The sequence below is a fragment of the Methylocystis rosea genome (assembly GCF_003855495.1).
Classification (GTDB): domain Bacteria; phylum Pseudomonadota; class Alphaproteobacteria; order Rhizobiales; family Beijerinckiaceae; genus Methylocystis; species Methylocystis rosea_A.
In genome coordinates this window covers 3,099,169-3,122,857 of record NZ_CP034086.1, presented here as the reverse complement: position 1 = coordinate 3,122,857, position 23,689 = coordinate 3,099,169, and the positions used below count along the sequence as shown (strand labels likewise).

At 64.6% G+C, this 23,689-nt stretch carries 24 protein-coding genes and 1 riboswitch; of the genes, 17 read left to right on the top strand and 7 right to left on the bottom strand.

The genetic code is table 11. The features are described 5' to 3' along the window. The first annotated feature begins 15 nt into the window (after positions 1–15). From EHO51_RS15125 to EHO51_RS15120, 3 genes are all read left to right on the top strand, one after another. Positions 16–1,284: a class I SAM-dependent RNA methyltransferase gene (locus EHO51_RS15125; protein WP_124740180.1), complete on the top strand. Its 1,269-nt coding sequence runs from the start codon at positions 16–18 to the stop codon at positions 1,282–1,284. Positions 1,285–1,436: 152 nt separating this feature from the next. Further along, entirely contained in the window at positions 1,437–1,586 is a 150-nt protein-coding gene (locus EHO51_RS20555) for a hypothetical protein (protein WP_018406546.1), read from the top strand. 35 nt (positions 1,587–1,621) lie between these two features. Then, complete coding sequence (locus EHO51_RS15120; protein WP_124739584.1) at positions 1,622–3,046, top strand: FAD-binding oxidoreductase; 1,425 nt, start codon at positions 1,622–1,624, stop codon at positions 3,044–3,046. Here EHO51_RS15120 and EHO51_RS15115 read toward each other — a convergent pair. Both EHO51_RS15115 and EHO51_RS15110 read right to left on the bottom strand, forming a co-directional pair. Beyond that, a complete protein-coding gene (locus EHO51_RS15115; RefSeq protein ID WP_124739583.1) occupies positions 3,043–3,327 on the bottom strand; it encodes a hypothetical protein in 285 nt (94 codons plus the stop codon). The two genes, EHO51_RS15120 and EHO51_RS15115, sit on opposite strands and share 4 nt — an antisense overlap. A 1-nt stretch (position 3,328) precedes the next feature. Beyond that, the gene (locus EHO51_RS15110; RefSeq protein ID WP_124739582.1) at positions 3,329–3,778 is read right to left on the bottom strand and encodes an RT0821/Lpp0805 family surface protein; all 450 of its coding nucleotides are present in this window, start codon (positions 3,776–3,778) and stop codon (positions 3,329–3,331) included. A 101-nt stretch (positions 3,779–3,879) separates the two neighbouring features. Between EHO51_RS15110 and pdxH the strand changes: the two genes are divergently transcribed. The 4 genes from pdxH to EHO51_RS15090 all read left to right on the top strand — a co-directional run bounded on the left by pdxH (position 3,880) and on the right by EHO51_RS15090 (position 6,748). Next, complete coding sequence (pdxH, locus tag EHO51_RS15105; protein ID WP_124739581.1) at positions 3,880–4,494, top strand: pyridoxamine 5'-phosphate oxidase; 615 nt, start codon at positions 3,880–3,882, stop codon at positions 4,492–4,494. Further along, positions 4,491–5,084 (top strand): TIGR02301 family protein, encoded by a 594-nt coding sequence (locus EHO51_RS15100; protein WP_124739580.1) that lies wholly within the window; start codon positions 4,491–4,493, stop codon positions 5,082–5,084. The genes pdxH and EHO51_RS15100 overlap by 4 nt, the downstream gene beginning before the upstream one ends. A 72-nt stretch (positions 5,085–5,156) precedes the next feature. Continuing rightward, positions 5,157–5,411, top strand: a complete 255-nt coding sequence (locus tag EHO51_RS15095; protein WP_018406540.1) for a hypothetical protein — start codon at positions 5,157–5,159, stop codon at positions 5,409–5,411. Positions 5,412–5,653: 242 nt separating this feature from the next. Next, complete coding sequence (locus EHO51_RS15090) at positions 5,654–6,748, top strand: histidine phosphatase family protein (protein ID WP_124739579.1); 1,095 nt, start codon at positions 5,654–5,656, stop codon at positions 6,746–6,748. A 198-nt stretch (positions 6,749–6,946) separates the two neighbouring features. On the opposite strand, the gene EHO51_RS15085 is transcribed toward EHO51_RS15090, so the two are convergent. Further along, a complete protein-coding gene (locus tag EHO51_RS15085; RefSeq protein ID WP_051381722.1) occupies positions 6,947–8,053 on the bottom strand; it encodes a cupin domain-containing protein in 1,107 nt (368 codons plus the stop codon). Positions 8,054–8,413: 360 nt separating this feature from the next. Here EHO51_RS15085 and EHO51_RS15080 point away from each other — a divergent pair, with 360 nt between their 5' ends. The 7 genes from EHO51_RS15080 to gcvPB all read left to right on the top strand — a co-directional run bounded on the left by EHO51_RS15080 (position 8,414) and on the right by gcvPB (position 16,103). Next, the gene (locus tag EHO51_RS15080; protein WP_245434896.1) at positions 8,414–9,685 is read left to right on the top strand and encodes an Nramp family divalent metal transporter; all 1,272 of its coding nucleotides are present in this window, start codon (positions 8,414–8,416) and stop codon (positions 9,683–9,685) included. Between the two features lie 86 nt (positions 9,686–9,771). Then, complete coding sequence (locus EHO51_RS15075; RefSeq protein WP_124739577.1) at positions 9,772–10,815, top strand: HpcH/HpaI aldolase/citrate lyase family protein; 1,044 nt, start codon at positions 9,772–9,774, stop codon at positions 10,813–10,815. A gap of 92 nt (positions 10,816–10,907) precedes the next feature. Then, positions 10,908–11,240, top strand: coding sequence for a heat shock protein HspQ (hspQ, locus tag EHO51_RS15070; protein WP_018406534.1), 333 nt, complete (start codon positions 10,908–10,910; stop codon positions 11,238–11,240). A gap of 99 nt (positions 11,241–11,339) precedes the next feature. Beyond that, positions 11,340–11,430, top strand: a riboswitch (glycine riboswitch). A gap of 155 nt (positions 11,431–11,585) precedes the next feature. Then, complete coding sequence (gene gcvT / locus EHO51_RS15065; RefSeq protein WP_124739576.1) at positions 11,586–12,743, top strand: glycine cleavage system aminomethyltransferase GcvT; 1,158 nt, start codon at positions 11,586–11,588, stop codon at positions 12,741–12,743. Continuing rightward, positions 12,740–13,114 (top strand): glycine cleavage system protein GcvH, encoded by a 375-nt coding sequence (gene gcvH, locus EHO51_RS15060; RefSeq protein WP_109024484.1) that lies wholly within the window; start codon positions 12,740–12,742, stop codon positions 13,112–13,114. The genes gcvT and gcvH overlap by 4 nt, the downstream gene beginning before the upstream one ends. A 104-nt stretch (positions 13,115–13,218) precedes the next feature. Continuing rightward, positions 13,219–14,559, top strand: coding sequence for an aminomethyl-transferring glycine dehydrogenase subunit GcvPA (gene gcvPA, locus EHO51_RS15055; protein ID WP_124739575.1), 1,341 nt, complete (start codon positions 13,219–13,221; stop codon positions 14,557–14,559). Further along, positions 14,559–16,103: an aminomethyl-transferring glycine dehydrogenase subunit GcvPB gene (gene gcvPB, locus EHO51_RS15050; protein WP_124739574.1), complete on the top strand. Its 1,545-nt coding sequence runs from the start codon at positions 14,559–14,561 to the stop codon at positions 16,101–16,103. The genes gcvPA and gcvPB overlap by 1 nt, the downstream gene beginning before the upstream one ends. Before the next feature lie 204 nt (positions 16,104–16,307). On the opposite strand, the gene EHO51_RS15045 is transcribed toward gcvPB, so the two are convergent. Further along, on the bottom strand, positions 16,308–17,381 hold the full coding sequence (locus EHO51_RS15045) for a cytochrome-c peroxidase (RefSeq protein ID WP_124739573.1): 1,074 nt from the start codon (positions 17,379–17,381) through the stop codon (positions 16,308–16,310). Between the two features lie 103 nt (positions 17,382–17,484). Then, a complete protein-coding gene (locus EHO51_RS15040; protein ID WP_124739572.1) occupies positions 17,485–18,129 on the bottom strand; it encodes a S24 family peptidase in 645 nt (214 codons plus the stop codon). A 166-nt stretch (positions 18,130–18,295) separates the two neighbouring features. Here EHO51_RS15040 and EHO51_RS15035 point away from each other — a divergent pair, with 166 nt between their 5' ends. Continuing rightward, the gene (locus EHO51_RS15035; protein WP_124739571.1) at positions 18,296–19,678 is read left to right on the top strand and encodes an anion transporter; all 1,383 of its coding nucleotides are present in this window, start codon (positions 18,296–18,298) and stop codon (positions 19,676–19,678) included. A 6-nt stretch (positions 19,679–19,684) separates the two neighbouring features. On the opposite strand, the gene EHO51_RS15030 is transcribed toward EHO51_RS15035, so the two are convergent. Continuing rightward, entirely contained in the window at positions 19,685–21,541 is a 1,857-nt protein-coding gene (locus EHO51_RS15030) for a cation:proton antiporter (RefSeq protein ID WP_124739570.1), read from the bottom strand. A gap of 251 nt (positions 21,542–21,792) precedes the next feature. Between EHO51_RS15030 and EHO51_RS15025 the strand changes: the two genes are divergently transcribed. Continuing rightward, the gene (locus tag EHO51_RS15025) at positions 21,793–22,056 is read left to right on the top strand and encodes a type II toxin-antitoxin system ParD family antitoxin (RefSeq protein ID WP_124739569.1); all 264 of its coding nucleotides are present in this window, start codon (positions 21,793–21,795) and stop codon (positions 22,054–22,056) included. Next, positions 22,053–22,352: a type II toxin-antitoxin system RelE/ParE family toxin gene (locus EHO51_RS15020; protein ID WP_018406525.1), complete on the top strand. Its 300-nt coding sequence runs from the start codon at positions 22,053–22,055 to the stop codon at positions 22,350–22,352. The genes EHO51_RS15025 and EHO51_RS15020 overlap by 4 nt, the downstream gene beginning before the upstream one ends. Positions 22,353–22,429: 77 nt before the next feature. Here EHO51_RS15020 and EHO51_RS15015 read toward each other — a convergent pair whose 3' ends face one another. Next, positions 22,430–23,632, bottom strand: a complete 1,203-nt coding sequence (locus EHO51_RS15015; protein ID WP_124739568.1) for a glycosyltransferase family 4 protein — start codon at positions 23,630–23,632, stop codon at positions 22,430–22,432. Positions 23,633–23,689: the final 57 nt, after the last annotated feature.

The window sequence follows — 23,689 nt, the reverse complement described above, 5'->3', positions numbered from 1 at the left end:
GTGAGGGGCTTGGTGATTGGCCCGCAGCGTCTCGTCATCGAACGACTCGGCAATCGCGGCGAGGGCGTGGCGCTGCTTGGCGGACGGCGCGTCTTCATTCCCTATGCGCTTGCCGGCGAGACCGTGACGGCGGAGGTCGACGGCGAGCATGCGCATCTCGTCGACATCGTCGAAGCGTCGCCGCAGCGCATCGCGCCGATCTGTCCGCACTTTGAGGATTGTGGCGGCTGCGCCGTTCAAACGCTGCGCGCCGACGCCTATGCGGACTGGAAGCGCAGTCTCGTCGAGACGGCGCTCGTAAATACGGGGCTGACGCTCGACGTGGCGCCGACCGTCGACGCGCATGGCGCAGGCCGGCGGCGCGTGACCTTCCATGCCCGGTTCGACGCCGGCAAGGCGCGGGTCGGCTATATGGCGGCGCGCTCGCATCGAATCGTCGAGATCGAAGCCTGTCCATTGCTCGCGCCCGAACTTGCCGGCGCGCTGCCCGCCGCCCGCGCGATCGCGACAATTCTCGCGCCACGCGGCAAGCCGCTCGACATCGCCGTCACGGCGACCCTCGGCGGCCTCGACGTGGAGCTACGCGGCGGCGGGCCGCTCTCCGAGACGGAAACCGGCGCGCTGCTCGCCGCGGCTGACGCGCATGATCTCGCGCGGCTGACGAATCACGGCAAGCTCATCGCGCTTCGCCGGTCGCCACAGATCAAAATCGGCGAAGCGATGCTCACGCTTCCGCCTGGCGCATTCCTGCAGGCCACCCAGGCCGGCGAGGAAACGCTCGCGGCCCGCGTTTTAAGCGCGACGGCGAAAGCGCAAAATGTCGCCGATCTGTTTTGCGGCGTCGGCGCCTTCGCACTTCGGCTGGCGCGGCGCGCGCAAGTGAAAGCCTATGATATGGACGCCGGCGCACTCGCGGCGATGCGCGCCGCAGCTCATGCGACGCCCGGCCTGCGGACACTCGAAGACGTCGCCCGCGATCTCTTCACGCGTCCGCTCAGCGCCAGTGAACTCAATGAGTTCGACGCCGTCGTGTTCGATCCGCCGCGCGCCGGCGCCGCCGCGCAGGCGGCTGAAATCGCGCGATCGGAAGTTCCCATCGTCGTCGCCGTCTCCTGCCATGCACAAAGTTTCGCCCGTGACGCCGCAATTTTGCTCAAAGGCGGGTACGTCATCCGGGAAATCACGCCCATCGACCAGTTCCGCTATGCGGCGCATGTCGAGATCGTGGCCGTTTTTGAGAAGGCGAGTGGACGCAAATCCGCAAAACGGCGGCTGCTTGGATGAAATTGTCGGCGCCTGCGCCGCTCGTGCGTGCCAAGAATGTCACAGGATAGTCAAGAAACGCAGAGGCGCGGCCCGGTTCTCGCAGAGCGGAGTTGCCGGGCGCCCAAATCAGGCATAGGATTTGCGAGTGGTCCAGCGTAGCCGGAAATTCAATGATTTCCGAGGTCTGGAAGGAGAACGTCATGATGAATGCGCTTATCGCCGCGACATTATGCAGTATCGTCCTCGCAAGCGCGCCGGTCGCCATGCGCGCTTATGTCTATGCCCGCCGCAAAGATGATCGCCGCCGTCACTATCGCTGAGGACAGCGCGACAAAAAGGGCGCATCTTACTGCCTGTGACAGCCATTCGGTCTGACGCGCCTCTTTTGCTTTCTCGACTCGCGGCCATTGTCGGCGAGGCGGCCGTCGTAACGGATGCGACGGCGATGTCCCCTTACCTGGCCGAGCCTCGCGACCTCTATCATGGCCGCGCGCTCTGCGTTCTCAAGCCAAGCGTCCCGCAAGAAGTCGCCGGCATCCTGGCGCTGTGCAATGAAACCCGCGCGTCGGTAACGCCCCAAGGCGGCAACACCGGACTCGTCGGCGGACAAACCCCCGACCCAAGCGGCGCATCCGTCGTGCTTTCGCTCGAACGCCTCAATCAGATTCGCGCCGTCGACGCGACGGCCGACGCGATGACGGTCGAGGCCGGCGTAACGCTCTCGCAGGCGCAAGACGCCGCGCAGGCGGCCGACCGCTATTTCCCGCTTTCGCTCGCGTCCGAAGGAAGCTGCACCATCGGCGGCAATCTCGCGACCAACGCCGGCGGCGTGCATGTCCTCGCCTATGGCTCGATGCGCGACCTTGTCCTGGGCGTCGAGGTCGCGCTTGCCGACGGCCGGCTGCTTTCGACGCTCGGCGCGCTGCGCAAGGACAACACCGGCTACGATCTGACGCGCCTCTTTGTCGGTTCGGAAGGCACGCTCGGCGTCATCACCGCCGCGACGCTGAAGCTTTTCCCCTCACCGCGCTCCCACGCCGTCGCCTTTCTCGGGCTTCGCGATCCCGCTCAGGCGCTTTTACTGCTGAATTTCGTCAAAGGCCGTGCGGGTCCGATGCTCCACGCCTTCGAGCTCGTGTCGCGTCAGGGCCTCGAACTCGTTCTGCGTCACATTCCCGGAACGCGCGATCCTCTGGCGCAGCCGCATGACTGGTATGCTCTGATCGAGCTTGCGGCCTTCGCCGATGGCGAAGCCGAGCGCGCCGCCGCCGAGATTCTCGCCGCCGCCATCGAGGCGGAGTTGGCGCAAGATGCAACGCTCGCGCAATCGCTGGATCAGGCGCGCGCCCTGTGGAAGCTGCGCGAAAGCATGTCGGAAGCCCAGAAGCGCGAAGGCGGCTCGATCAAGCACGACATCGCCGTTCCGGTGAATACGATTCCGCGCTTCATCGATGAGGCTGGGCGACGGCTGCGCGCCGCTTTCCCGCAGGCCCGGCCGGTTCCCTTCGGCCATATGGGCGACGGCAACATCCACTATAACGTCTCGCAGCCTGTCGGGGCCGATAAGGCGGAATTCATCGCGCATTGGGCGGAGGTCAACGCCATCGTCCACGGCGTCGTGCACGAGTTCGGCGGATCGATTTCCGCCGAACATGGGATCGGACGGCTGAAGCGGGATCTCCTGCGCGAAACGAAAGACCCGGTCGCGCTCGACGCCATGCGCGCCATCAAGGCGGCGCTCGACCCCAACGGCATCCTCAACCCGGGCGTGTTGCTCTAGCTTCGGCGTTGCGGACAGACGATCTTCACCGTGATCCCGTCCCTGTAGATGAAATATTCGACGCAAGACTGACCATTGACGTCGACCGGCCGCTTGCCGACGTCAGCGGCGCGCAGGAAATCCGTCATCGACGTATGGCCCTTGTCGTCCCAATCCATTTCCGCCCAGTCGTAGCCTTGCCGCCAGGCCGTGATGGCGCGCGCGGCGAAAAAGAACGCCGGAATCGCGAGGATCGCGGCGATTGTCGCCACAATGAGCCATTTGCCGAAGGGCGCCGACATGTCATCCTTTCCTGGAGCGCTTCACCTCGGTGAGCGCCCATTCAGCGGTTTTTTCGCGACAGGCCGCGCCCTGAAGGCTTTCCTCAGTCTCTTTCACGACGACGTCGCCATGAAAGGCCCGGCAGATCCTGCCCTCCAGCGGATAGGGCTGGCCCACGGGCGTGAAGGAGCCCTTCGCGCCGCTCTGCGGATTGTCCCAATTGACGCTCGTCCCGCTTCCTTGCGGATCGAGCGCTGTGCTCAGCGCGGCGATGGCGCGGCGCTGATCTTCCGCATCGAGCGCGCCGGACAGTTTGGGAGGAGATTTTGGAATCGCGCTTGTGACGTCCGATGCGACGCGTTCCGAATTCCACATGACGGAAGGGTCCGAGGCCATGGGCACGGCGATCGAGCAGCCGGCGAGGCCGCCGGCCGTCGTCGTCAGGACGATGAGCCTTGCGCCGCGCGACATTTGAGCAATGACGCAAGCGGCGGTATGTCTGACGCACTGGAACTGCAAAGCGCCACCTTTGAAGCGCCGATCTTTAAATCGGCTTGAGAAAGGATTCTCGCTTGAACGCGTTAACGTCGGGTGACTTTGTCGAGGCCGCCGAACCTTTCGCATTGTTTGGTCAATGGTTCCAGGAGGCTCAACTCAAGGAGTTGAACGATCCCGAGGCGATGGTCTTGGCGACGGCCGACGCCCAGGGCCTGCCCGACGCGCGCATGGTGCTCCTGAAGGAATGGACGCCAGAGGGCTTCGTCTTCTACACCAACGCCGAGAGCGCCAAGGGGCGCCAACTCGAGTCGAACATGCAGGCGGCGGGGCTCTTTCACTGGAAATCGCTTCGCCGGCAGGTGCGGCTGCGCGGACCCGTCAGTCGCGTCAGCGAGGCCGAGGCGGACGAATATTTCGCCAGCCGGCCGCGCGATTCCCGCATCGGCGCGTGGGCGAGCCAACAGTCGCGCCCGCTGGAAAGCCGGTTCGCGCTCGAAAAGTCCGTCGCCGTCTTCGCCGCCAAATTTGCGGTGGGCGGCATTCCACGCCCGCCATATTGGCGCGGCTTTCGAATTGCGCCGGTCGCGATGGAATTCTGGTCCGATCGGCCGTTCCGGCTCCACGACCGCGTCCGCTTTTTCCGGGCCGAGCCGGGTCATGATTGGCAAAAGGAGCGGCTCTATCCATGACAGGGCAAGCAAAGCGCGCGACGGCGGCGCTCGTTGTGGCGGCGGCCGCGGCGCTTTTTTCGGCCGAGGCCGCCGCGCAGGACCCCTTTGATTTCCTCTTCGGCGGCTATGATGGTCCCCGCCGCGCCAGGCGCGCGCCCAGCGCGCCGAGGCGGTCCGAGCGTCCGCCGCCGCGCAAGCGGGACGGCGCCGCGCAGACCCAAACCAAGGGTCAAAATCAACAGGCTCCCGGGGCGCCAGGGACGACCGGAGCGCCGGCGGCGCCGAGCGGACCGGAGGGGCCGCCGCCGCCCTACGATCCCCAGATCACGCGGCTCTCGGAAGTCCTCGGCGCGCTGGCCTTCCTGCGCGACCTCTGCGGGTCGGGCGACGGCGAGGAATGGCGGGGGAAGATGTCGGCGCTGCTCGACGCCGACGCCCCCAGCGGCGCGCGCCGCCAGAGGCTCATGGCGTCCTTCAACCACGGATTTCGCGGCTATGAGCTGACCTATCGCGCCTGCACGCCCAACGCCAAGACGGTGATTTCCCGCTATCTGGCGGAGGCCTCCCGGCTGACCCGCGACATCACCTATCGCTACGGAAACCCTTAAGCGGACTCGCGAAATTAACCTTCCGGCGAGCGTCGCCTCGCGCGGCGCGGGCGGCTTCTCTAGAGTGGCGTCATGAACGAATTGAACGTCGCCTCGCTCTACGACTTGGGCGGGGACCAGCACCGAGCGGCCCTTGCCTATGTCACCGAGGCCTTCGCCGAGGCGATTCTCGCGGGGATCGAAAGCGATTCCTTCGCGCATGCCGCCCTCTGCGCGGCGTTGCGCGAACTGGTGGCGACCTATGGCGAGGAATCGGTGGCGGTCTTCGCCGAAACGCTGCCCGCGAGGCTGCGGGCGGGCGAATTCACCACCGGCCTGAGACATTAGATCGCGCTGCATTTGAGCAAAATCGCTCGAATGCGGATCAATCTCAAAAGTTTACGGCGCGCTCCCCGCCGATAGCGCCGCCACTTCTGCGCAGCGCGCGCCAAATCGCTTGCGGTTATTCGCCGCGACCCCGCGAATGCGGACTGACTTTTGCAGTGCAAGGCCCTAGAACGCCGGACGCTGCGGGCGTAGACGCCCGGCGGCTTTGCACAGCGACTCCTGCGCCTTAAATCCGAAACGACATGCCCCGCACGCTTCTGTGTCTCGCACGGCACGGCGAGACCAACTGGAATATCGAAAGGCGCTTTCAGGGCCAGTTCGACATTGCGCTGAACGCCCGCGGACGCGCGCAGGCGGCCGCCCTGGCGAAGGAGCTCGCCGGCGCGCATTTCGACCGAGTCTATTCAAGCGACCTTCGCCGCGCGCTCGCGACAGCGACGCCGATCGCCGGCGCGCGCGGCCTCGACGTCGCCAAGACCCCGGCGCTGCGCGAGAAAGACGACGGCGTCTGGCAAGGCCACACGCATGCGGAAGTGCAGGCGACGCACGCCGACATCTATCCGAACTATCTGACGCGCCGGCCGGATTTCGCCGCGCCGCAAGGCGAAAGCCTCGAACATTTCGCCGAGCGGGTGCGCAAGGCCTTGACCCAGATCGCCAGGGAAAGCGCCGGCGAAACCGTGCTGGTCGTCGCCCATGCCGGCGTGCTCGACATCGCCTGGCGGCTCGCCGCCGGCAAGAAGCTCGACGAAAAGCGCGAGCATCCGGTGCTCAACGCCACGCCGAATTGGATCGCCTATGAGGATGGGAAATGGTCGCTCGTCGACTGGGCGACGCCGGAGGGACGCGCCGAAATCGCCGCGCCATGGGACGGCCGTGAACTGCCGCGTCGCGAAGCCGCACGCGCCTTGATCGTCGATCAGGATAACGACGTCCTGCTGATGCGCTACGCCGGCGGGCTCACGCCGCATTTTCTGGCGCTCGGACATCATCACTTCTGGGCGACGCCGGGCGGCGCGGTCATGGAAGGCGAGGACTTCGAGTCGGCGCTGCGTCGGGAGGTCTATGAAGAGACGGGCCTCACCCTGCTCGATCCCGGTCCGGTCGTCGCGACGCGCGAATTTCCGATGGAGATCGGCGACGACTGGCATCAGGCGGTGGAGCGCTATTTTCTTATCCGCACCGAACGCTTCGCGCCCGAGCCGCACGACCTGACGCAGGAGGAAAAAATCCATGTGCTCGGCTGGCGCTGGTGGAGCGCGGACGAGATCGCGGTCTCGCACGATCTGATCTTCCCCGAGGGGCTCGAGGCGCTGCTGCGAAAGGTCAGCAAGTGACGAGCGTATAAGAGGCATTGCTGATGCGAGCGTCTCAGACGCATTCCGCTCGCCTGTCATTCCCGACGCGCGTATATGACGCGCGATCGGGAATCCAGAGCAAATCCAGCACTCCTGAGTGGGCTGTGGATTCCCGGTCAGGCCTTCGGCCTGCCGGGAATGACAGGCCCCGCAAATGGATCAAACCGATTTCGTATCTCACTTCGTCATGAAGACGTCCCTGCGCGGGAATTTCTCGAAGACCGACGGATCCTGCCCGAAATTCGTCGCGAGAATGTCCGTCGGATTGCCGGCGATCCATTGCGAGAGGTCGATCGTCTGATAATGCGCGTTGTTGAAGACGATGAGCACGCGCACCGTATCGGTCCCGACATTTTCGAGCGAATGACCCATGCCCTGGGGAATATAGCCGACGTCGCCTTTCGAGAACGTCTCCTGGCGCCAGCGCCCCTTTGACCCAAACAGCGTGACGCAAAGCTGGCCGCTCAGCACATATTGCCATTCCGAGGCGTTCGGGTGCCAATGCAGTTCGCGAAGCGCGCCGGGCTCCATTTCCAGAACGACGCCGGTCATCGTCGTGGAAATCGGGAATTGCGATCCGTCGACGCGCCACTCGATTCCGCCGGGGAACGTCTCGAAGGGCTTCTGCGACAGAAGGCTGTATTTGTGGGTCAGCGGCGGCGGCTTCCATCCCTGCAACGGTCGCGAGGGGATCTCCGGCGGATTATTGCCCCTGGCGAAATAGACTTCCTGCTTGGGGAAACTGTCGAAGGTCGACGCGGGGACGCCGAAATTCTTCGCGAGCAGCTCCTTGGGCGCATGGCCGAGCCAGTCGCTGATGCTGAAGGTGCCGAATTCGGAGAAATAGCCATTGTCGAAGACGAGGATGAAATGACACAGGTCTTTTCCCAGCGTCTCGATGACATGGCCATGGCCGCGCGGAAAATACCAAAGATCGCCCGCCTCAAAGTCGTTTGTCTCCGAGCAGCCCGCCGGATCGATGACGGTGGTGCGCACACGTCCCTCGGTGACGAAGCCCCATTCGGCGGCGGTCGCGTGCCAATGAAGCTCGCGCATGACGCCCTGCTCCATGCGCATGGAAACGCCGGCGATATCCTTGGAGATCGGCAGCTGAGCGACCGTCGCCTCCTTGCCATAGCTCGCGCCGTCGACGCGACCTTGAGATTTTTCAAGCTCGAACTTGAACGTCGGCAGCTCGGCGCCCGAGGTCACGGGGTCGGGCACATTATTATGGAAGCTCGTGTGTCCGCCTTCCGAGCTTATCGGGATCGTCAATGAGAACATTACCAGCCCCCGCTGTTCTGACTGTGTGTCGCAATCTCTCGTCGCATGACAAAGCACATCGGCTGATTCTGAATCGCGACGGCTCAGCTTGCGAGCATGCCTGCTCGAACGGCGCGCGACAAGGCGCGGCTGCGGCGACTGCGCTCCGCCCGCAGATGAAATTCTTCCGTCACGATTTACATTGGTGACAAAGGGAAGCCTTAAGGCGAAAACTTCTCGCCGAGAAGCGGCCCTACCCGGGCCTTGCCAAGCAGCGGCCCTTGCCAAGTAGATCCTGTGTCCGGCCGCCGCCGGCGCCTCGTGGAGACAAATGTGACGCCAGCGACGACCGCCAACGCGCCCGCTCCGCAACGCGGCGACATGCGCCGCTCCGTGCATGTGCCCGAAGGCGGCAGATTTCTCCGGCGGCTCTTCGTGTTTCTGGGTCCGGGCTATCTCGTCGCCACCGGCTATATGGACCCCGGCAACTGGGCGACGGCGCTCGCCGGCGGCTCGAAGTTCGGCACGGCGCTGCTTTTCGTCGCCGTGCTGTCGAGCCTGATGGCGATCGTCCTGCAATCCCTTGCGGCGCGGCTCGGCGTCGGCGCGGAGCTGGATCTGGCGCAGGCCTGCCGGCGGCATTATCCCTTCCCGGCCGCGGTCGGGCTCTGGATCTTGGCGGAAATCGGCATTTTCGCCACGGATCTCGCGGAAGTGATCGGCACCGCCATCGGGCTGCAATTGCTGTTCGGCCTGCCGCTCGCGGTCGGCATCTTCATCACGGTGCTCGACACCTTTCTGGTCCTTGCTTTGGAGCGGGCCGGCTTTCGCAAGATCGAGCTTTTCGTCGTGGCGATGCTTGCGCTGATCGCCTTTTCGTTCCTGGCGCAACTCATCATGGCGCGCCCCGATCTGGCGCAGATCGCGCAAGGACTGGTGCCGACGAGGCGCTTTTTCACCGATCCAGAGATGCTCTACATCGGCCTGGGCATCCTCGGCGCGACGGTCATGCCGCACAATCTCTTCCTGCACTCCTTCGTCGTGCAAACCCGCGCCGTGGCCGAGCCGCTCGATAAGAAACGCGAGGCGATTCGCTTCGCGGTGATCGACAGCACGCTGGCGCTGTTTCTCGCCCTGTTCGTCAACGGCGCCATCCTCGTTCTCGCCGCTGCGGTCTTCCACGCGACCGGCCACACGGAAGTCGCGGAGCTTGGCGAGGCGTATCGGCTCATCGCGCCGCTGCTCGGGCAGCCAGTCGCGGCGACGCTCTTCGCCGTCGCGCTCATCGCCTGCGGGCTCAATTCGACCGTGACCGCCACCCTCACCGGACAGATCGTCATGGAGGGATTTGTGCGGCTGCGGATGAAGCCGGCGACGCGTCGGCTCATCACCCGCTGCATCGCGATCGCGCCGGCGATCGGCGTGACGCTTTACGCGGGCGAGTCGGCGACGGCGCAGCTGCTCGTCCTGAGCCAGGTGGCGCTGAGCGTGACGCTGCCCTTCGCCGTCGTGCCGCTCGTGGCCTTCACGGCGCAGCGCAGCGTCATGGGAGAACTCGTCGCGCCCAGACGCACCACTGCGCTTGCGGCGCTCATCGCCGGCGTCATCATCGCGCTGAATGCGAAGCTTCTGTGGGACGCCGTCGCCGGCTGAGCGCCTTGCGGACGTGACAGAGCGCGCCATTGCCAAGCCGACGCATCTGGCTTAACTCGACGCAGTTTTTTTGGAGCCGCGTCGAGATGAAACTTCCCAATCAATTCTACCGTCCGCTCGCCATCGGCGCCCCGGCGCCGCTGCGCGAACCGCCCGTCAAGGTCGAGCGGATGATCCATTTCGTGCCGCCGCATCTTGAAAAATTCCGCGCCAAAGTTCCCGAGCTCGTCAAACAGGTCGATGTCGTGCTCGGCAATCTTGAAGACGCGATTCCCGCCGACGCCAAGGAGGCCGCGCGCGCAGGCTTTATTGAAATGGCCAAGGCGACCGACTTCGGCTCGACCGGCCTGTGGACGCGCATGAATGCGCTGAACAGCCCCTGGGCGCTCGACGATATGATCGAGATCGTCGGCGCGGTCGGAAGTAAGCTCGACGTCGTCATGCTGCCCAAGGTCGAGGGTCCCTGGGACATCGCCTATCTCGACCAGCTTTTGGCACAGCTCGAGGCCCGGCATGGCGTGACGAAGCCGATCCTTATTCACGCCATTCTGGAGACGGCGGAAGGCGTCAAGAATGTCGACGCCATCGCTTCGGCTTCGCCGCGCATGCATGGCATTTCGCTTGGACCGGCCGATCTCGCCGCCTCTCGCGCCATGAAGACGACCCGGGTCGGCGGCGGCCATCCTGACTACAAGGTGATCGCCGACGCTGAGCCCGGCCAGGGCCTGCGCGCCTCGTTCCAGCAGGACCTTTGGCATTACACCATCGCCAAGATGGTCGACGCCTGCGCTTCCGCCGGCATCAAGGCCTTCTACGGCCCCTTCGGCGATTTCTCCGACGCCCCGGCCTGCGAGGCGCAGTTCCGCAACGCCTTTCTGCTCGGCTGCGCCGGCGCCTGGTCGCTGCATCCGTCGCAAATCGCCATCGCCAAGAAAGTCTTTTCGCCCGATCCGCAAGAAGTCGCCTTCGCCAGGCGGGTGCTTGACGCAATGCCGGACGGCACCGGCGCGGTGATGATCGACGGCCGAATGCAGGACGACGCCACCTGGAAACAGTGCAAGGTCGTCGTCGACCTCGCCAAGCAGGTCGCCGCCAAAGACGCCGACCTCGCCACGATCTACGGATTCTGAGAGATTTGGCTGTGGCGCGACGTCCGATTGACGGCTGCGCCCCGGCTGCGTTACTAAAAGGCAAGTAAACAGCGTGTTAAAGGCGCCTTGGAATGCCGCGAGAAAACTCCGCGAAATTTTCTATTGGACAGGTGGTCAAGCATCGCCGCTATCCGTTCCGCGGCGTGATCTATGACGTTGATCCGGTGTTCGCCAACACTGAAGAGTGGTGGCTTTCAATTCCGGAAGAGCTGCGTCCGAACAAGGATCAGCCTTTCTACCACCTCTTCGCCGAGAACGCCGAAACCGAATATGTCGCCTATGTGTCGGAGCAAAATCTGCTGCCCGACAACAGCAACAGGCCGGTGCGCCATCCACAGGTCGACGAGACCTTCGAACGCGATGACGACGGCGTCTATCGCATGCGGGCGCCCAAGCGCCACTGAGCAGCGGCGCTTCCGATCCCCGCGCTGCCGCATTGCAAAAAAACGCGCAGCGCCGGGATTGACGATCGCGCGAATCGACCACATTTTGTTTGCAGGTCGAACTTCATCGCGGGAGAGACCGGCGCTCGCGCCGGCGCCGAAGGCGAAACCGCCCCGGAAACGCTCAGGCCCAAAGGACCGCGACGAAGTAGAAACTCTGGAAAGCGGCGAAGCGCGCAAGCGTTTCGCCCACCGAAGGGCGTAACCTGACGCTTTTGGCGCAGGGAAATCTCTCAGGTCACCGGACAGAGGGGGCGCGTAGCGAAGTTTTAGCTTTGCTGCGCCAACCATGTCCTGGCGGAGTTGATGGTGACCGAACTCGACGTCGCGACCGCCGCGCCTCCCGCGCTGGCCAAACTTCCGCTCGACGCCGTGCATCGACGGCTTGGCGCGCGCATGGCGCCTTTCGCCGGATACGAGATGCCGCTGCAATATGAGCAAGGCATCGTCGCCGAAACGCTCCATACGCGACGCCGCGCGAGTCTGTTCGACGTTTCGCATATGGGTCAGGCGATCCTCGCCGGCGCGCGCGCCGCACGGGCGCTCGAAAGCCTGACGCCGGCGGATCTGGCGTCGCTTTCGCCGGAGCGCACGCGTTACACGCAGCTGCTCAATGAGAGCGGCGGCATACTAGACGATCTTCTCGTCACCCGTCTGCCAGGCGTCGAGGAACGGCTGCTGCTTGTGGTCAACGCCTCGCGCAAGCAAGCCGATTTCGCGCTTATCAGCGCCGCGTTGCCCCAGTTCGACTTCAATCCATTGGACCGTGCGTTGCTCGCCCTTCAGGGCCCGCGCGCGTCCTCGGTCCTCGGCGCACTCCTCCCCGGCGCCGAGGACCTTCCTTTCATGGGCTGGCGCGCCTTCGACTTCGGCGGCGCGCCGCTCTTCGTGTCGCGCAGCGGCTATACGGGCGAAGACGGATTTGAACTGTCGCTGCGCGCCGAGCACGCCGAAGACCTCGCGCGCCTGTTGCTGTCGCATGAGGACGTCGCGCCGGCGGGCCTTGGCGCCCGCGACGCCCTCCGGCTGGAGGCCGGCCTGCCGCTCTATGGCCACGACCTCGACGAAACCACAGATCCCGTCGAAGCCGGACTCGGCTGGTCGATCGGCAAACGCCGGCGCGTCGAAGGCGGGTTCCCCGGCTTCGAGCGCATTCGGCTCGCACTTGAGCAGGGTCCCGCCCGCAGGCGCGTCGGGCTCGAGCCGCAATCAAAGGCGCCGCTGCGCGAAGGCGCGGAGCTCTCAGCGCGCGACGGCGAAGCTGTTGGCCATGTGACGTCGGGCGGCTTTTCGCCGACGCTGCAACGACCGATCGCGATGGGCTATGTCGCCAGCAATGATGCAAACCTCGGCGCGACGCTTTCGGCGCCGCTGCGCGACAAACGCGTCGACGTCACAGTGGCGGCTCTGCCCTTCGTCCCGCACCGCTATTTCAAAACGCCGGCTGGAAAGGATGCGAGATGACCGATCTTCGCTACTCGAAGGATCATGAATATGTCGCGCTCGATGGGGATCTCGCGACGCTGGGCATATCGGACTATGCGCAGTCGCAGCTCGGCGACATCGTCTTCATCGAACTGCCCGAAGTCGGCAAAAAGGTCACGAAGGGCAAAGAGATCGCGGTCATCGAGAGCGTAAAAGCGGCGAGCGAAGTCTATTCGCCGGTGAGCGGCGAAGTCGTCGAAGTCAATCCCGAGCTTGGCGAAGCGCCGGCGCTCGTCAACGACGATCCGCTTGGACGCGGTTGGCTCATCAAGGTGAGAGTCAGCGATCCTGGCGAATGCGCATCGCTGATGGACGACGCCGCCTATTCGAGCTTCCTGAAGACGATCTAGAGCAGGTTCCGAAAAAGTGCTCCAGCATTTTGATTTTGAGCGATTCCTATCGAGCACATGATTCCATGTGATCGGGAAGCGCTCTAAGCGCAAGGAAAAGAACGATGCGCTATCATCCGCTGTCAGAGGCCGACAGAAACGCGATGCTCGCGACGATCGGCGTGTCGTCGATCGAAGCGCTCTATGCCGACGCGCCGCCCGCGACGCTGCTAAAAACGCCGCTTGACCTGCCGTCCGGCAAGTCGGAGCTCGACGTCGAGCGTTTCTTCGCGAGGCTTGCCGCCCGCAATATGCCTGCGTCGCGCGCGCCGTTCTTCGTCGGCGCCGGCGCCTACAAGCATCACATTCCTGCAAGCGTCGATCATCTCATTCAACGTTCGGAATTCTTGACGAGCTACACGCCTTATCAGCCGGAGATCTCGCAGGGCACGCTGCAATATCTCTTCGAGTTCCAGACCCAGGTCGCTCTGCTCACAGGCATGGAGGTCGCCAACGCCTCGATGTACGACGGCTCAACGGCGACCGCCGAAGCCGTGCTCATGGCGCATCGCGTGACGAAGCGACGCAAGGCGCTACTTTCCGGCGGACTGCATCCGCATTACGCCGAAGTGGTCCGCACCATCTCGCGGCTTGCCGAAGACGAAGTCGAGACGATGGCGCCCGACATTCGCGCCGCCGAAGATCTCATCGCGCGCATCGACGACACGCTCTCTTGCGTCGTCGTGCAGACGCCCGACGTGTTCGGCAATCTGCGCGATCTGACGAAGATCGCGGAAGCTTGCCACAAGAACGGCGCGCTTCTTGTCGCCGTCTTCACCGAAGCCGTGTCGCTTGGTCTCCTCAAATCGCCTGGCGCGATGGGCGCCGACATCGTCGTCGGCGAAGGCCAGTCGATCGGCAACTCGCTCAATTTCGGCGGACCTTACGTCGGTCTCTTCGCGACGCGACATGAATTCCTGCGGCAGATGCCCGGCCGCCTCGCCGGCGAAAGCGTCGACGCCGACGGCAGGCGCTCCTATGTGCTGACGCTGTCGACCCGCGAGCAGCATATCCGTCGCGACAAGGCGACCTCGAACATCTGCACCAACTCCGGCCTCTGCGCGCTCGCCTTCACCATTCATCTGACCTTGCTTGGCGAAGCCGGATTGACGCGGCTGGCGCGCGTCAATCACGCCAATGCGGTCTTGCTGGCGCAAATGCTCAATGACGTTCCAAAGGTCGAAGTGCTCAACGCCACTTTCTTCAACGAGTTCACGCTTCGCATCGAAGGCGACGCCGCGGCGCTTGTTGAGAGAATGGCGGCGCGCGGCGTTCTCGCCGGGGTTCCCGTCTCGCGGCTCCTGCCGCTGGTTGGGCTTGACGATCTTCTCCTCGTCGCCGCCACCGAAGTGAATACGCAAGAAGATCGCGACGCATTCGTCGCGGCGCTTAAGGAGTCGCTCTGATGCTCGACAGACCCGCGGTCGTCGAACCGCTCGATGACGACAAAACGCCTGCGACCTTCACCGGCAATCGCGGGCTCGATCAGGAAGAGCCGCTGATCTTCGAGATCGGCCGGCTCGACGCGACCGGCGTCGACATCGACGATCCTGCGCCCATCGCGACGCGGCTCGGCGCGCTGGAGCGCAATGCGCCCATCGGTCTTCCGGGCCTCACCGAACCGGAGACGATGCGCCATTACGTGCGTCTGTCGCGCAAGAATTATTCGATCGACGCCGGACTCTATCCGCTCGGCTCCTGCACGATGAAGCATAATCCGCGCAGCAATGAGAAGATCGCGCGCTTCGAGGGCTTCGCGGATCTGCATCCGCTGCAGCCGCAATCGACCGCGCAGGGCGCGCTGGAATTGATGCAGATTCTCGCCGATTGGCTGATGACGCTCACCAATATGCAGGCGGTGGCGATGTCGCCGAAGGCCGGCGCGCATGGCGAACTCTGCGGCATGATGGCGATCAAGTCGGCGATCGCGGCCAGAGGCGAAAGCGCGACACGCAATGTCGTCCTCATTCCGCAGTCGGCGCACGGCACCAATCCGGCGACCGCGGCGCTGCTCGGCTTTTCGGTTCGCGTCGTACCGGCGGCGGCGGATGGAACCGTGCGCGCCGAGGCTGTCAAAGAGGCGCTCGCTCCCGACGTCGCGGCGATCATGCTGACCAACCCCAACACCTGCGGGCTGTTCGAGCGCGAGATCGTCGAGATCGCCGACGCGATGCACGAGGCCGGCGGCTATTTCTATTGCGACGGCGCGAATTTCAACGCCATCGCCGGCGTCGCGCGGCCCGGCGACTTCGGCATCGACGCCATGCACATCAATCTGCACAAGACCTTCTCGACGCCGCATGGCGGCGGCGGACCTGGCGCAGGCCCGGTCGTTCTCTCAGAACGCCTTGCGCCTTTCGCGCCCGTTCCGTTCATCCGCCGCAACGGCGACGCGCTGGAGCTCGTCGAAGCGGCTGAGGGCACGCAGAGCTTTGGACGCCTGACCGCCTTCCACGGCCAGATGGGCATGTTCGTGCGTGCGCTCGCCTATATGCTTGCGCATGGCGCCGACGGGGTCGCCCAGGCCTCGAAAGACGCCGTGCTGTCGGCGAACTATGTCCGCGCGTCGCTACGTGACGTGATGACTCAGCCGTTCGGCGATCGCATCTGCATGCATGAAGTTTTGTTCGACGACGCCTGGCTGCGCGGCACCGGCGTGACGACGCTCGATTTCGCCAAGGCGATGATCGACGAAGGCTATCATCCGATGACGATCTATTTCCCGCTGGTCGTCCATGGCGCGATGCTCATCGAGCCGACGGAATCAGAATCGAAAGCCTCGCTCGATCTCTTCATCGCGACGCTGCGCGATCTCGCGCGGAGCGCCAAAGCCGGCGAGGTCGCGCGCTTTGGCCCCGCGCCGCGATTGGCGCCGCGCCGACGCGTCGATGAAGCGCTCGCGGCGAGAAAGCCGGTGCTGCGGTGGGAGAAGAAAACGGCGGCGAGTTAGGAGCGGATCGTTGATGGCGGAATCGCATTGCGAGTCCGTCTCACACGAACGCCCTTGACGCGTTTGCTCGGCGTGTCATTCCCGGCAGGCCGTAGGCCTGACCGGGAATCCAGAGCAACGTCACGAAGGATTATTCTTTCTGAATTCCCGATCGCGCTATGCGCGCGTCGGGAATGACATTCGAACTGTTCGATAGACGCGATATCAGAGCGCCGGCGGCCCGGTGCGCGGCGGCAGAATCGGCAGCACCACCTCAGGCTGGCGCCCGGTCAGCGAATCCAGGAAGGCGACGATCTTGTCGGTCTCGTCACCGCTGAGTGCGACGCCGAGCTGGCTTTCGCCCATCACTGCGACGGCCTTCTTAAGATCGAAGGTCGCGCCAGTGTGGAAATAGGGCGCCGTCAATTCAACATTGCGCAGCGAGGGAACCTTGAAGGCGTATTTGTCGGCGACCGCCTTGGTGACCGCGAAGCGGCCCAGATCGTCCGGCGGCAGAAATTCCGCGGTCGGCTGTTTGACGACGCCGAACCGCGCATACATGCCGCCGCCGACGTTGACGCCGTTGTGGCAGGTGACGCAGCCCTTCTCGATGAAGAGCTTCAGACCATCCTTCTGCGCGTCGGACAGCGCCTGATCGTCGCCCTTAAGCCAGCGGTCGAACGGCGCGTCGGGCGTGATCAGCGTCGCTTCGAACAACGCGATGGCGCGGCCGATATTGTCGTAGGCGACGGGATCGCTCTGTTCGGGAAAGGCCTGTTTGAAGGCCGCCACGTAACCTGGGATTTTCTTGAATTGCTCGACGGCGCGCTGTTTGGCGATTGCGTGCTCCGTCGGATTGATCGGCATCGGCCCCCCGCGCGTCTTCAACATCGCCTTGGGATTGGCCATCACCGAATTGACCACCTGGTCCGAAAGATTGGCGGCGCGCCCGTCCCAATATTGGGCCTTGTTGAAAATGGCGTTCAACACCGTGAGGACTTCGCGGCCGGCGAGCTGCGCGTTGTGCCCGCCGGACAGCGCGCCGCCGTCGACGCCGCCCATGCTCAGATTGTGACAGTCGGCGCAGCTGACATCGCCGCTGCCGGAAAGTCGCGGCTCGAAGAACAGCATCTTGCCGAGCGCGAGTTTTTCCGGGGTCGCCGTCTCTCCAGGAATCGCCGGCGGCGCCGTGGGAATCGGCTCGAACAAATCCTTCGCCCGGTCCCGCAGGCCGGCTTCGGCAAAAGCCGGGCCCCCGACAAGAAGCGCGACAAGAGAGAGGATCGAAGAAAGACGCATGGCGGATTTCACCCGGATGGAAGCGGCGCAAGAGGTTGAAGCTTATACCACAGCTGCATGGGCGCGAGGCTAGATGCGTTGATCGGCGGCTAAGCGTCACACGTCATTGGCTCGCCCAGAGAATGCGAGCCATCCAGCTGACCTCGTCGCGCGGAATCGTGCGGTCAGGATAGGCCGGATTGACCGAACGCAATTCGATGGTTCGCGCCGTCTCGCGCTTCAGCTCCTTGGCCATGATCTCGCCCGAAATGGTCTTGACCACCACCCGGTCGCCGCGCCGCACCGGCGCCGCCGGCGAGACGATCACTACATCGCCGTCGCGATACAGCGGCGCCATGGAGTCGCCGGAAATCTCGAGCGCGTAGGAATGTTCGTCGGTCTCGGCGAGGATGTCGATTTCGTCCCAGCCGGCGCCGGTGGCGAAGCCCGCATCGTCGAAAAAGCCGCCGACCCCCGCCTGCGCCAGGCCGATCAGCGGCCGCGTATGGCGCCAGCGGCCCGCGGCGCTGTTCGCCATCACCAAGGACATGAATTCATCGAGCCCGGCGCCGGTCGCCTGCAACACTTTGGCGATCGATTCGGTCGAAGGCCAGCGCTGGCGCCCGCTCGTCGTTTCGCGCTTGGAGCGATTGAAGGTCGTGGGATCGAGGCCGGCTTTGCGCGCTAGGCCCGACGGCGTCATGCCATATCGCTCGCCGAGCGCGTCGATCGCCGCCCAGATCTGAGCATGGGTGAGAATGTCGGACATGGCTGGCCGCGTTCGGAAGAATTTCCTAGTGGGTAGGAATATATCTATTAACTATGCCGCACAATAGGAAATCGGCGCTGCCGGCTTGGCGCGCGCAAGGGCAGGCGCCATAACCCCTCCTCCTTGCGTCGTCTTCCACGCCGCGCGCTCTAACTTGCCGGGTTGCATGTCTTCCTCGCCCGAGCCCGCGCCAAATCGCCCGCGCCACCCTTTCCTCACGCTCTGGCTTGGGATTCTCGTGGCCATCATTGTCGCCGGGAGCGCGGCCTTGGCCGCTGTCGCGATCCTCGGGCTCGGCGAATTCCTGTCGCTGGTGAGCCGCCTGCCGACGCCGACGCCGCGGACGGCCGCCGTCGCAGCGATCTTCGCGGCGACCTATCTCGTGCTCGCGATCGGCAAGCTGCCCTATTATCGGCTCGACCGCGCCGGCGCCGCGCTGCTCGGCGCGAGCCTGATGATCGGCGTCGGCGCTCTGACGCTGGACGAGGCCTATCGCGCCATCGATTTCGACGCCATCACTTTGCTGCTCGGCATGATGATCGTCATCGCCAATCTGCGCCTTTCAGGCTTCTTCCGCCGCGCCGCCGACTGGCTCGCCGACGTCGCCCGGCGTCCGATCTTTCTGCTCATCGCGGTCGCGGCGGCGACGGGGCTGTTTTCTGCCTTTCTCGTCAATGACGCGATCTGTCTCGTCATGCCGCCACTGGTCGTCGATTTGGCGCAGCGGCTGAAGCGCGATCCGACGCCCTATGTTCTGTCGATCCCGCTCGCCTCCAATGTCGGCAGCGTCGCGACGATCACCGGCAATCCGCAAAATATGATCATCGCTGCCGCCTCGGGCATTTCCTACGGCGACTTCGCTGAGGCGCTTTGGCCGATCGCCCTCGCCGGCGTCGCGCTCACGATCCTTTTGGTGGCGATCGCTTTTCCGCGCGAATTTTTTTCGCGCGAGAAGCTGACGCCGATCGTCGCCGCGCCGCGCCCTTTTCATGCGGCGCTCGCCTCAAAAGCGCTGCTGATCACCGCGGCGATGATCGGGTTCTTTTTCGCCGGCGTCCCGCCCGCCAAAGCGGCGATCATCGCCGGCGGGCTGCTGCTGCTCACACGGCGCATCGGCTCGAAGAAAATCTACAGCGAAATCGACTGGCCGCTGCTGCTGATGTTCGCCGGACTCTTCATCGTCGTCGGCGCCTTCGACAAGGTGGTGCTGACGCCAGGAGAAATCGCGGACGTCGGGCGGCTCCGACTCGATGACGCATCGACGCTCGCGCTCGTCTCCGCCGTGCTGTCCAACATCGTCAGCAATGTGCCGGCGGTTCTCGCGCTAAAGCCGTTCATCGTCGGACTGAGCGATCCGAGGCGTGCCTGGCTGATCGTGGCGATGGCCTCGACGCTCGCCGGCAATTTCACGCTTGTCGGCTCGATCGCCAATCTCATCGTCGTCGAGCGGGCGCGCGCGCTGGGCGTCACGATCGGCTTCTGGACCTATTTTAGGGTCGGCGCGCCGCTGACCCTCGCGACGATCGCGCTCGGACTCTGGAGGTTGTGAGGAGCCCTACGCCTCCTCCCCGCTCTCTTCCGCCGCGCGTCCCGATATGCGCCGACGCGTATGCTCGCGCCGGATCTTTCGATTGCGCTCCGCATGCCGCGCGCGCGTCTTGTCGTCGGACGGCTGCAGCAGCTTGCGAAACTCGTCGCGCTTTTCGTGGATCGACGCGATGACGAAGCCCATCGGCACGCCGATATCGACGAGCACGGTTTCGGCGAGCTGCAGGCTGGCTTCGACCGTTTCTGGAATCGCGTCGGTTGCGCCAAGCTTGTAAAGTTCGGTGGCGTGGTCGGCGTCGCGCGCCCGCGCGACGATGGTAAGATCGCCGCGGATTTCATGCGCCAGACGGACGATCTCTCCGGCGGCGTGAACATTCTCGATGGTCACGACGAGCGCGCGGGCCTGCGCCACGCCGCAACGCATCAGGAACTCGCGCCGCGTCGCATTGCCCCAATAGATTTCGACGCCGTCCTCGCGCCCCGCGGTCACCAGCGACACGACGTTTTCAACGGCGACGAACGGGATGTCGTGGCGCTTCAGCATTTCGCCGACAAGGCTGCCGATTCTGCCATACCCGACGACCACGACGCGGTCCTCGGCGACTTCGGCCGCCGGCGCGAGATCCTCATAAAGCTGTTCTTCCTCCGCTTCCGTCGCCGGCGGGACGAGAGCCGCGCCGATCCGGCCAAGAAGGGGAATGGCGAAAATGCTGATCGTGACGACGATCATCGCGTCGGCGCCATAGTGACCCGGCAGCACGCCGACGGCCATCGCCGAGGTCAGCAGCGCGAAGGCGAATTCGCCGCCCGGCGCCAGCAGCAGCGACGCCTCGGCTGAGGGGCGCCATTCGACGCCAAAGAGCCGCGCTAGAATGAAGATAATCGCGCCCTTAACCGCGATCAGCCCGGCGGCGTATATGAAGATCGGAACCGGATCCGCGGCGACGGCGCCCATGTCGAGGCCGGCGCCGACCGAAACGAAGAAGAGCCCGAGCAACAGGCCCTTGAACGGCTCGATCGTCACCTCGACCTCGCGCCTGAACTCCGTCTCCGCGAGCAGCAGCCCGGCGATAAAGGCGCCAAGGCCCATGGAGAATCCGGCGGCCGCCGAAAGCGCCGCCTCGCCGATGACCACGAGTAGGCAGGCGGCCATGAACAGTTCGGTCAGCTGCACGGCCGCGACCATGCGAAACAGCGGACGCAGCAGCAGCCGTCCGATGAAGATCAGGGCGCCCATGGCGAGGAAGGCCCGCCCAAACGCCCACGCCGCCTGTTCTCCCGTGAAGCCGCCGTTCTTGGCTTCGGCGAGCGCGGAAACGAGAAAAAGCGCGGGCGCAACGGCAAGGTCCTGAAACAACAACACCGAGAACGCGACGCGTCCGGAGGTCTTGTTTAATCGCCGCGCCTCGGCGAGCACCGGCAGGACGACGGCGGTCGACGACATGGCCAGCGCCAGGCCCATCAAGATCGCAGGCCCCAGCTCGACGTGAAAATAATAATAGCCCACAGCCGCGAGCACGCTTGCGCACACCACGACCTGCGCGAGACCCAGTCCGAAGACGAGCCGCCGCATGCGGGCAAGTCGTTCCCAGGACAGTTCGAGACCGATCATGAACAGCAGGAAGACCAGTCCGAATTCGGCGAGATTGGACACGCCTTCGACATTGGTGATGGTGAAATTGCGCGCCCATTCATGATCGCCCGCCAGTCGGCCGAGACCGAACGGCCCAAGCACGACGCCGGCGAAGAGAAAGCCCAGCACCGGCGACACCTTGATGCGATGAAACAGCGGGACGACGACGCCCGCCGTGGCGAGAAAGACCAGAGCCTCGCGATAGGATTCAAGATGCAAAGAGCCTGTCATGCCGCCTCGTCGTTCGCGCGCTGGTCCTTAGCGAAGGATAAATGGGTCACGCGGCGATTGGCGACGAAACAGCAAGAGTCGCGCCGCCGGGCGAGCTTAGGGGAAGCCCGACTGGCGCGACCATGGCGCTGCGCGCGAGATCAGTCCGATTGACGGGGAAACTCTATCCGATTCGGTGGTGTCTCGCGCCAGCAGCGACGGTTGATAATAGTTATTGGTCCGTGCATGTTAACCACAAGGAGAATCGTGTCATGGCCATCAGCGCAGACTTGGGAAGCCAGCTCGAGGCCTTCGTCGCCAAGCTGGTGGCGTCGGGCCGCTACAACTCAAAGAGCGAGGTCTTGCGCGAGGGGGTTCGCCTCATTCAGGAGCGCGAAGCCCATCTTGCCGCCCTGGACGCCTCCATTGCGAGGGGCATCGCCGACGCTGACGCCGGACGCGCCAAGCCCGTGAAAGCGGTGTTCGATCGCTTGGAGGCTAAATTCAAGGCCAAGTCGCAAGCCCGGCGCCGATGATTGTTGTCATCACCCAGGAGGCCGAAGCCGATCTTGAATCGATCGGCGATCATATTGCGCAAGAAAGCCCCGAGAGCGCCGTGACATTCGTGCGGGAGCTCCGGGAGGCGTGCGAGGGACTGGGCGATATGTCGAAACGATTTCCGCTCGTGGCGCGCTATGAACACGCCGGAATCCGCCGTCGCGTCCACGGCAATTATCTTATTTTCTATCGGGTCGGGATTGAAACGGTTGATGTGATCCATGTGCTGCATGGAGCCATGAACTATGAACCGTTGCTGTTCCCTGAGGGATGATTGGCGGTCGCAATTCAGGGACCGCCGTTGCTGCGTTGTAGAGTTTGCCGTCAGCATGAACGGAGCTGACGCTACGGCTAAAGCCCGAGCAGACTCTCATAGACCTGCAGCGTGGCGCGCTGCATCTCCTCGACGGAGAAGCGCTCCTGCGCGTTTCGGCGCGCCCGCAGCGCCAGGTCGTCATGCGCCGAGGCCTGCAGGCTCAGCGCCTCGGCGATGGCGTCCGCCAGCGCCACCGGATCGCCGGGCGGCGTCCGCCAGCCAGTCGCAAGATGGCGCGGCGTTTGCGGCGGCGCCAGGACGATCTCCGGCGCGGCGCCGATATCGGAGATGATCACCGGCGCCCCCATCGCCTGCGCTTCGACGGCGATCCGCCCGAACGCCTCCGGCTCCGTCGCCGGCGCGACAATGACGGCCGCGGCCATATAGGCGGCGGGCATGTCTTCGCAGTAGCCGGCGTTGCGAACGACGTCGCCGAGGCCGGCGTGCTCGATCTGCGTTTCGAGGGCGCGGCGCGTCGAATCGCTGTGCGGGTCGCCGACAAAAACGACGCGCAGATCGCAGATTCCTTGCTTGATCAGCCGCTTGGTCGCCTCGACCAGAACCGAATGGCCTTTGCGCGCGGAAAGCCGCGACGGCAGCAGCACGACGCGATCATGCGCCGCGACGCCCCACGCCGCGCGCAGGCGCTCGACGCGTCGCCGGTCGACGGCGGCGGGCGAGAAGGCGCGCAGATCCGCGCCGCGCGGGATGACGACGATCCGATCCGCGCTTTCCGGATGCAATTCCCGGATGCGCTGGGCGGCGAATTCCGAAATGGCGATCACCGCGTCGCCCGCCGACATGATGGCGTTGTAGCGCTGCTTGATCGGCGACGCGCCGCTATAGGCGCTGTGATAGGTGGTGACCAGCTTTGCGCCGGTCTGACGCGTCGCGTAATAGGCGACCCAGGCGGGGGCGCGCGAGCGCGCATGCACGATGTCGACGCCTTCGTCGCGAATGATTCGCGCCAGCCGCACCGAATTCAGCGCCATCGCGAAGGGATTTTTCGTCGCCGCTGGAAACGGCGCCCAGACGCCGCCTTTCGACTGCAGTTCGCTGACCATGCGGCCGCCGCGTGACGCCACAAGACAGCGGGCGCCGACCCGGCTTAACGCTTCGGCCACGTCCACCGTCGCGCGCTCCGCCCCGCCCGACTGGAGATCGGGCACGATCTGCAGGATCGTTCGTCCGGCGAGTCGCTGGCCGGGGGCGGCGATCATGGCGGGTTCTTGCGACATCGCTCGGCTAACGCGCGCCCCGGACAGAATTGTCCGGCGGCGGCATTCTGTTGCGAG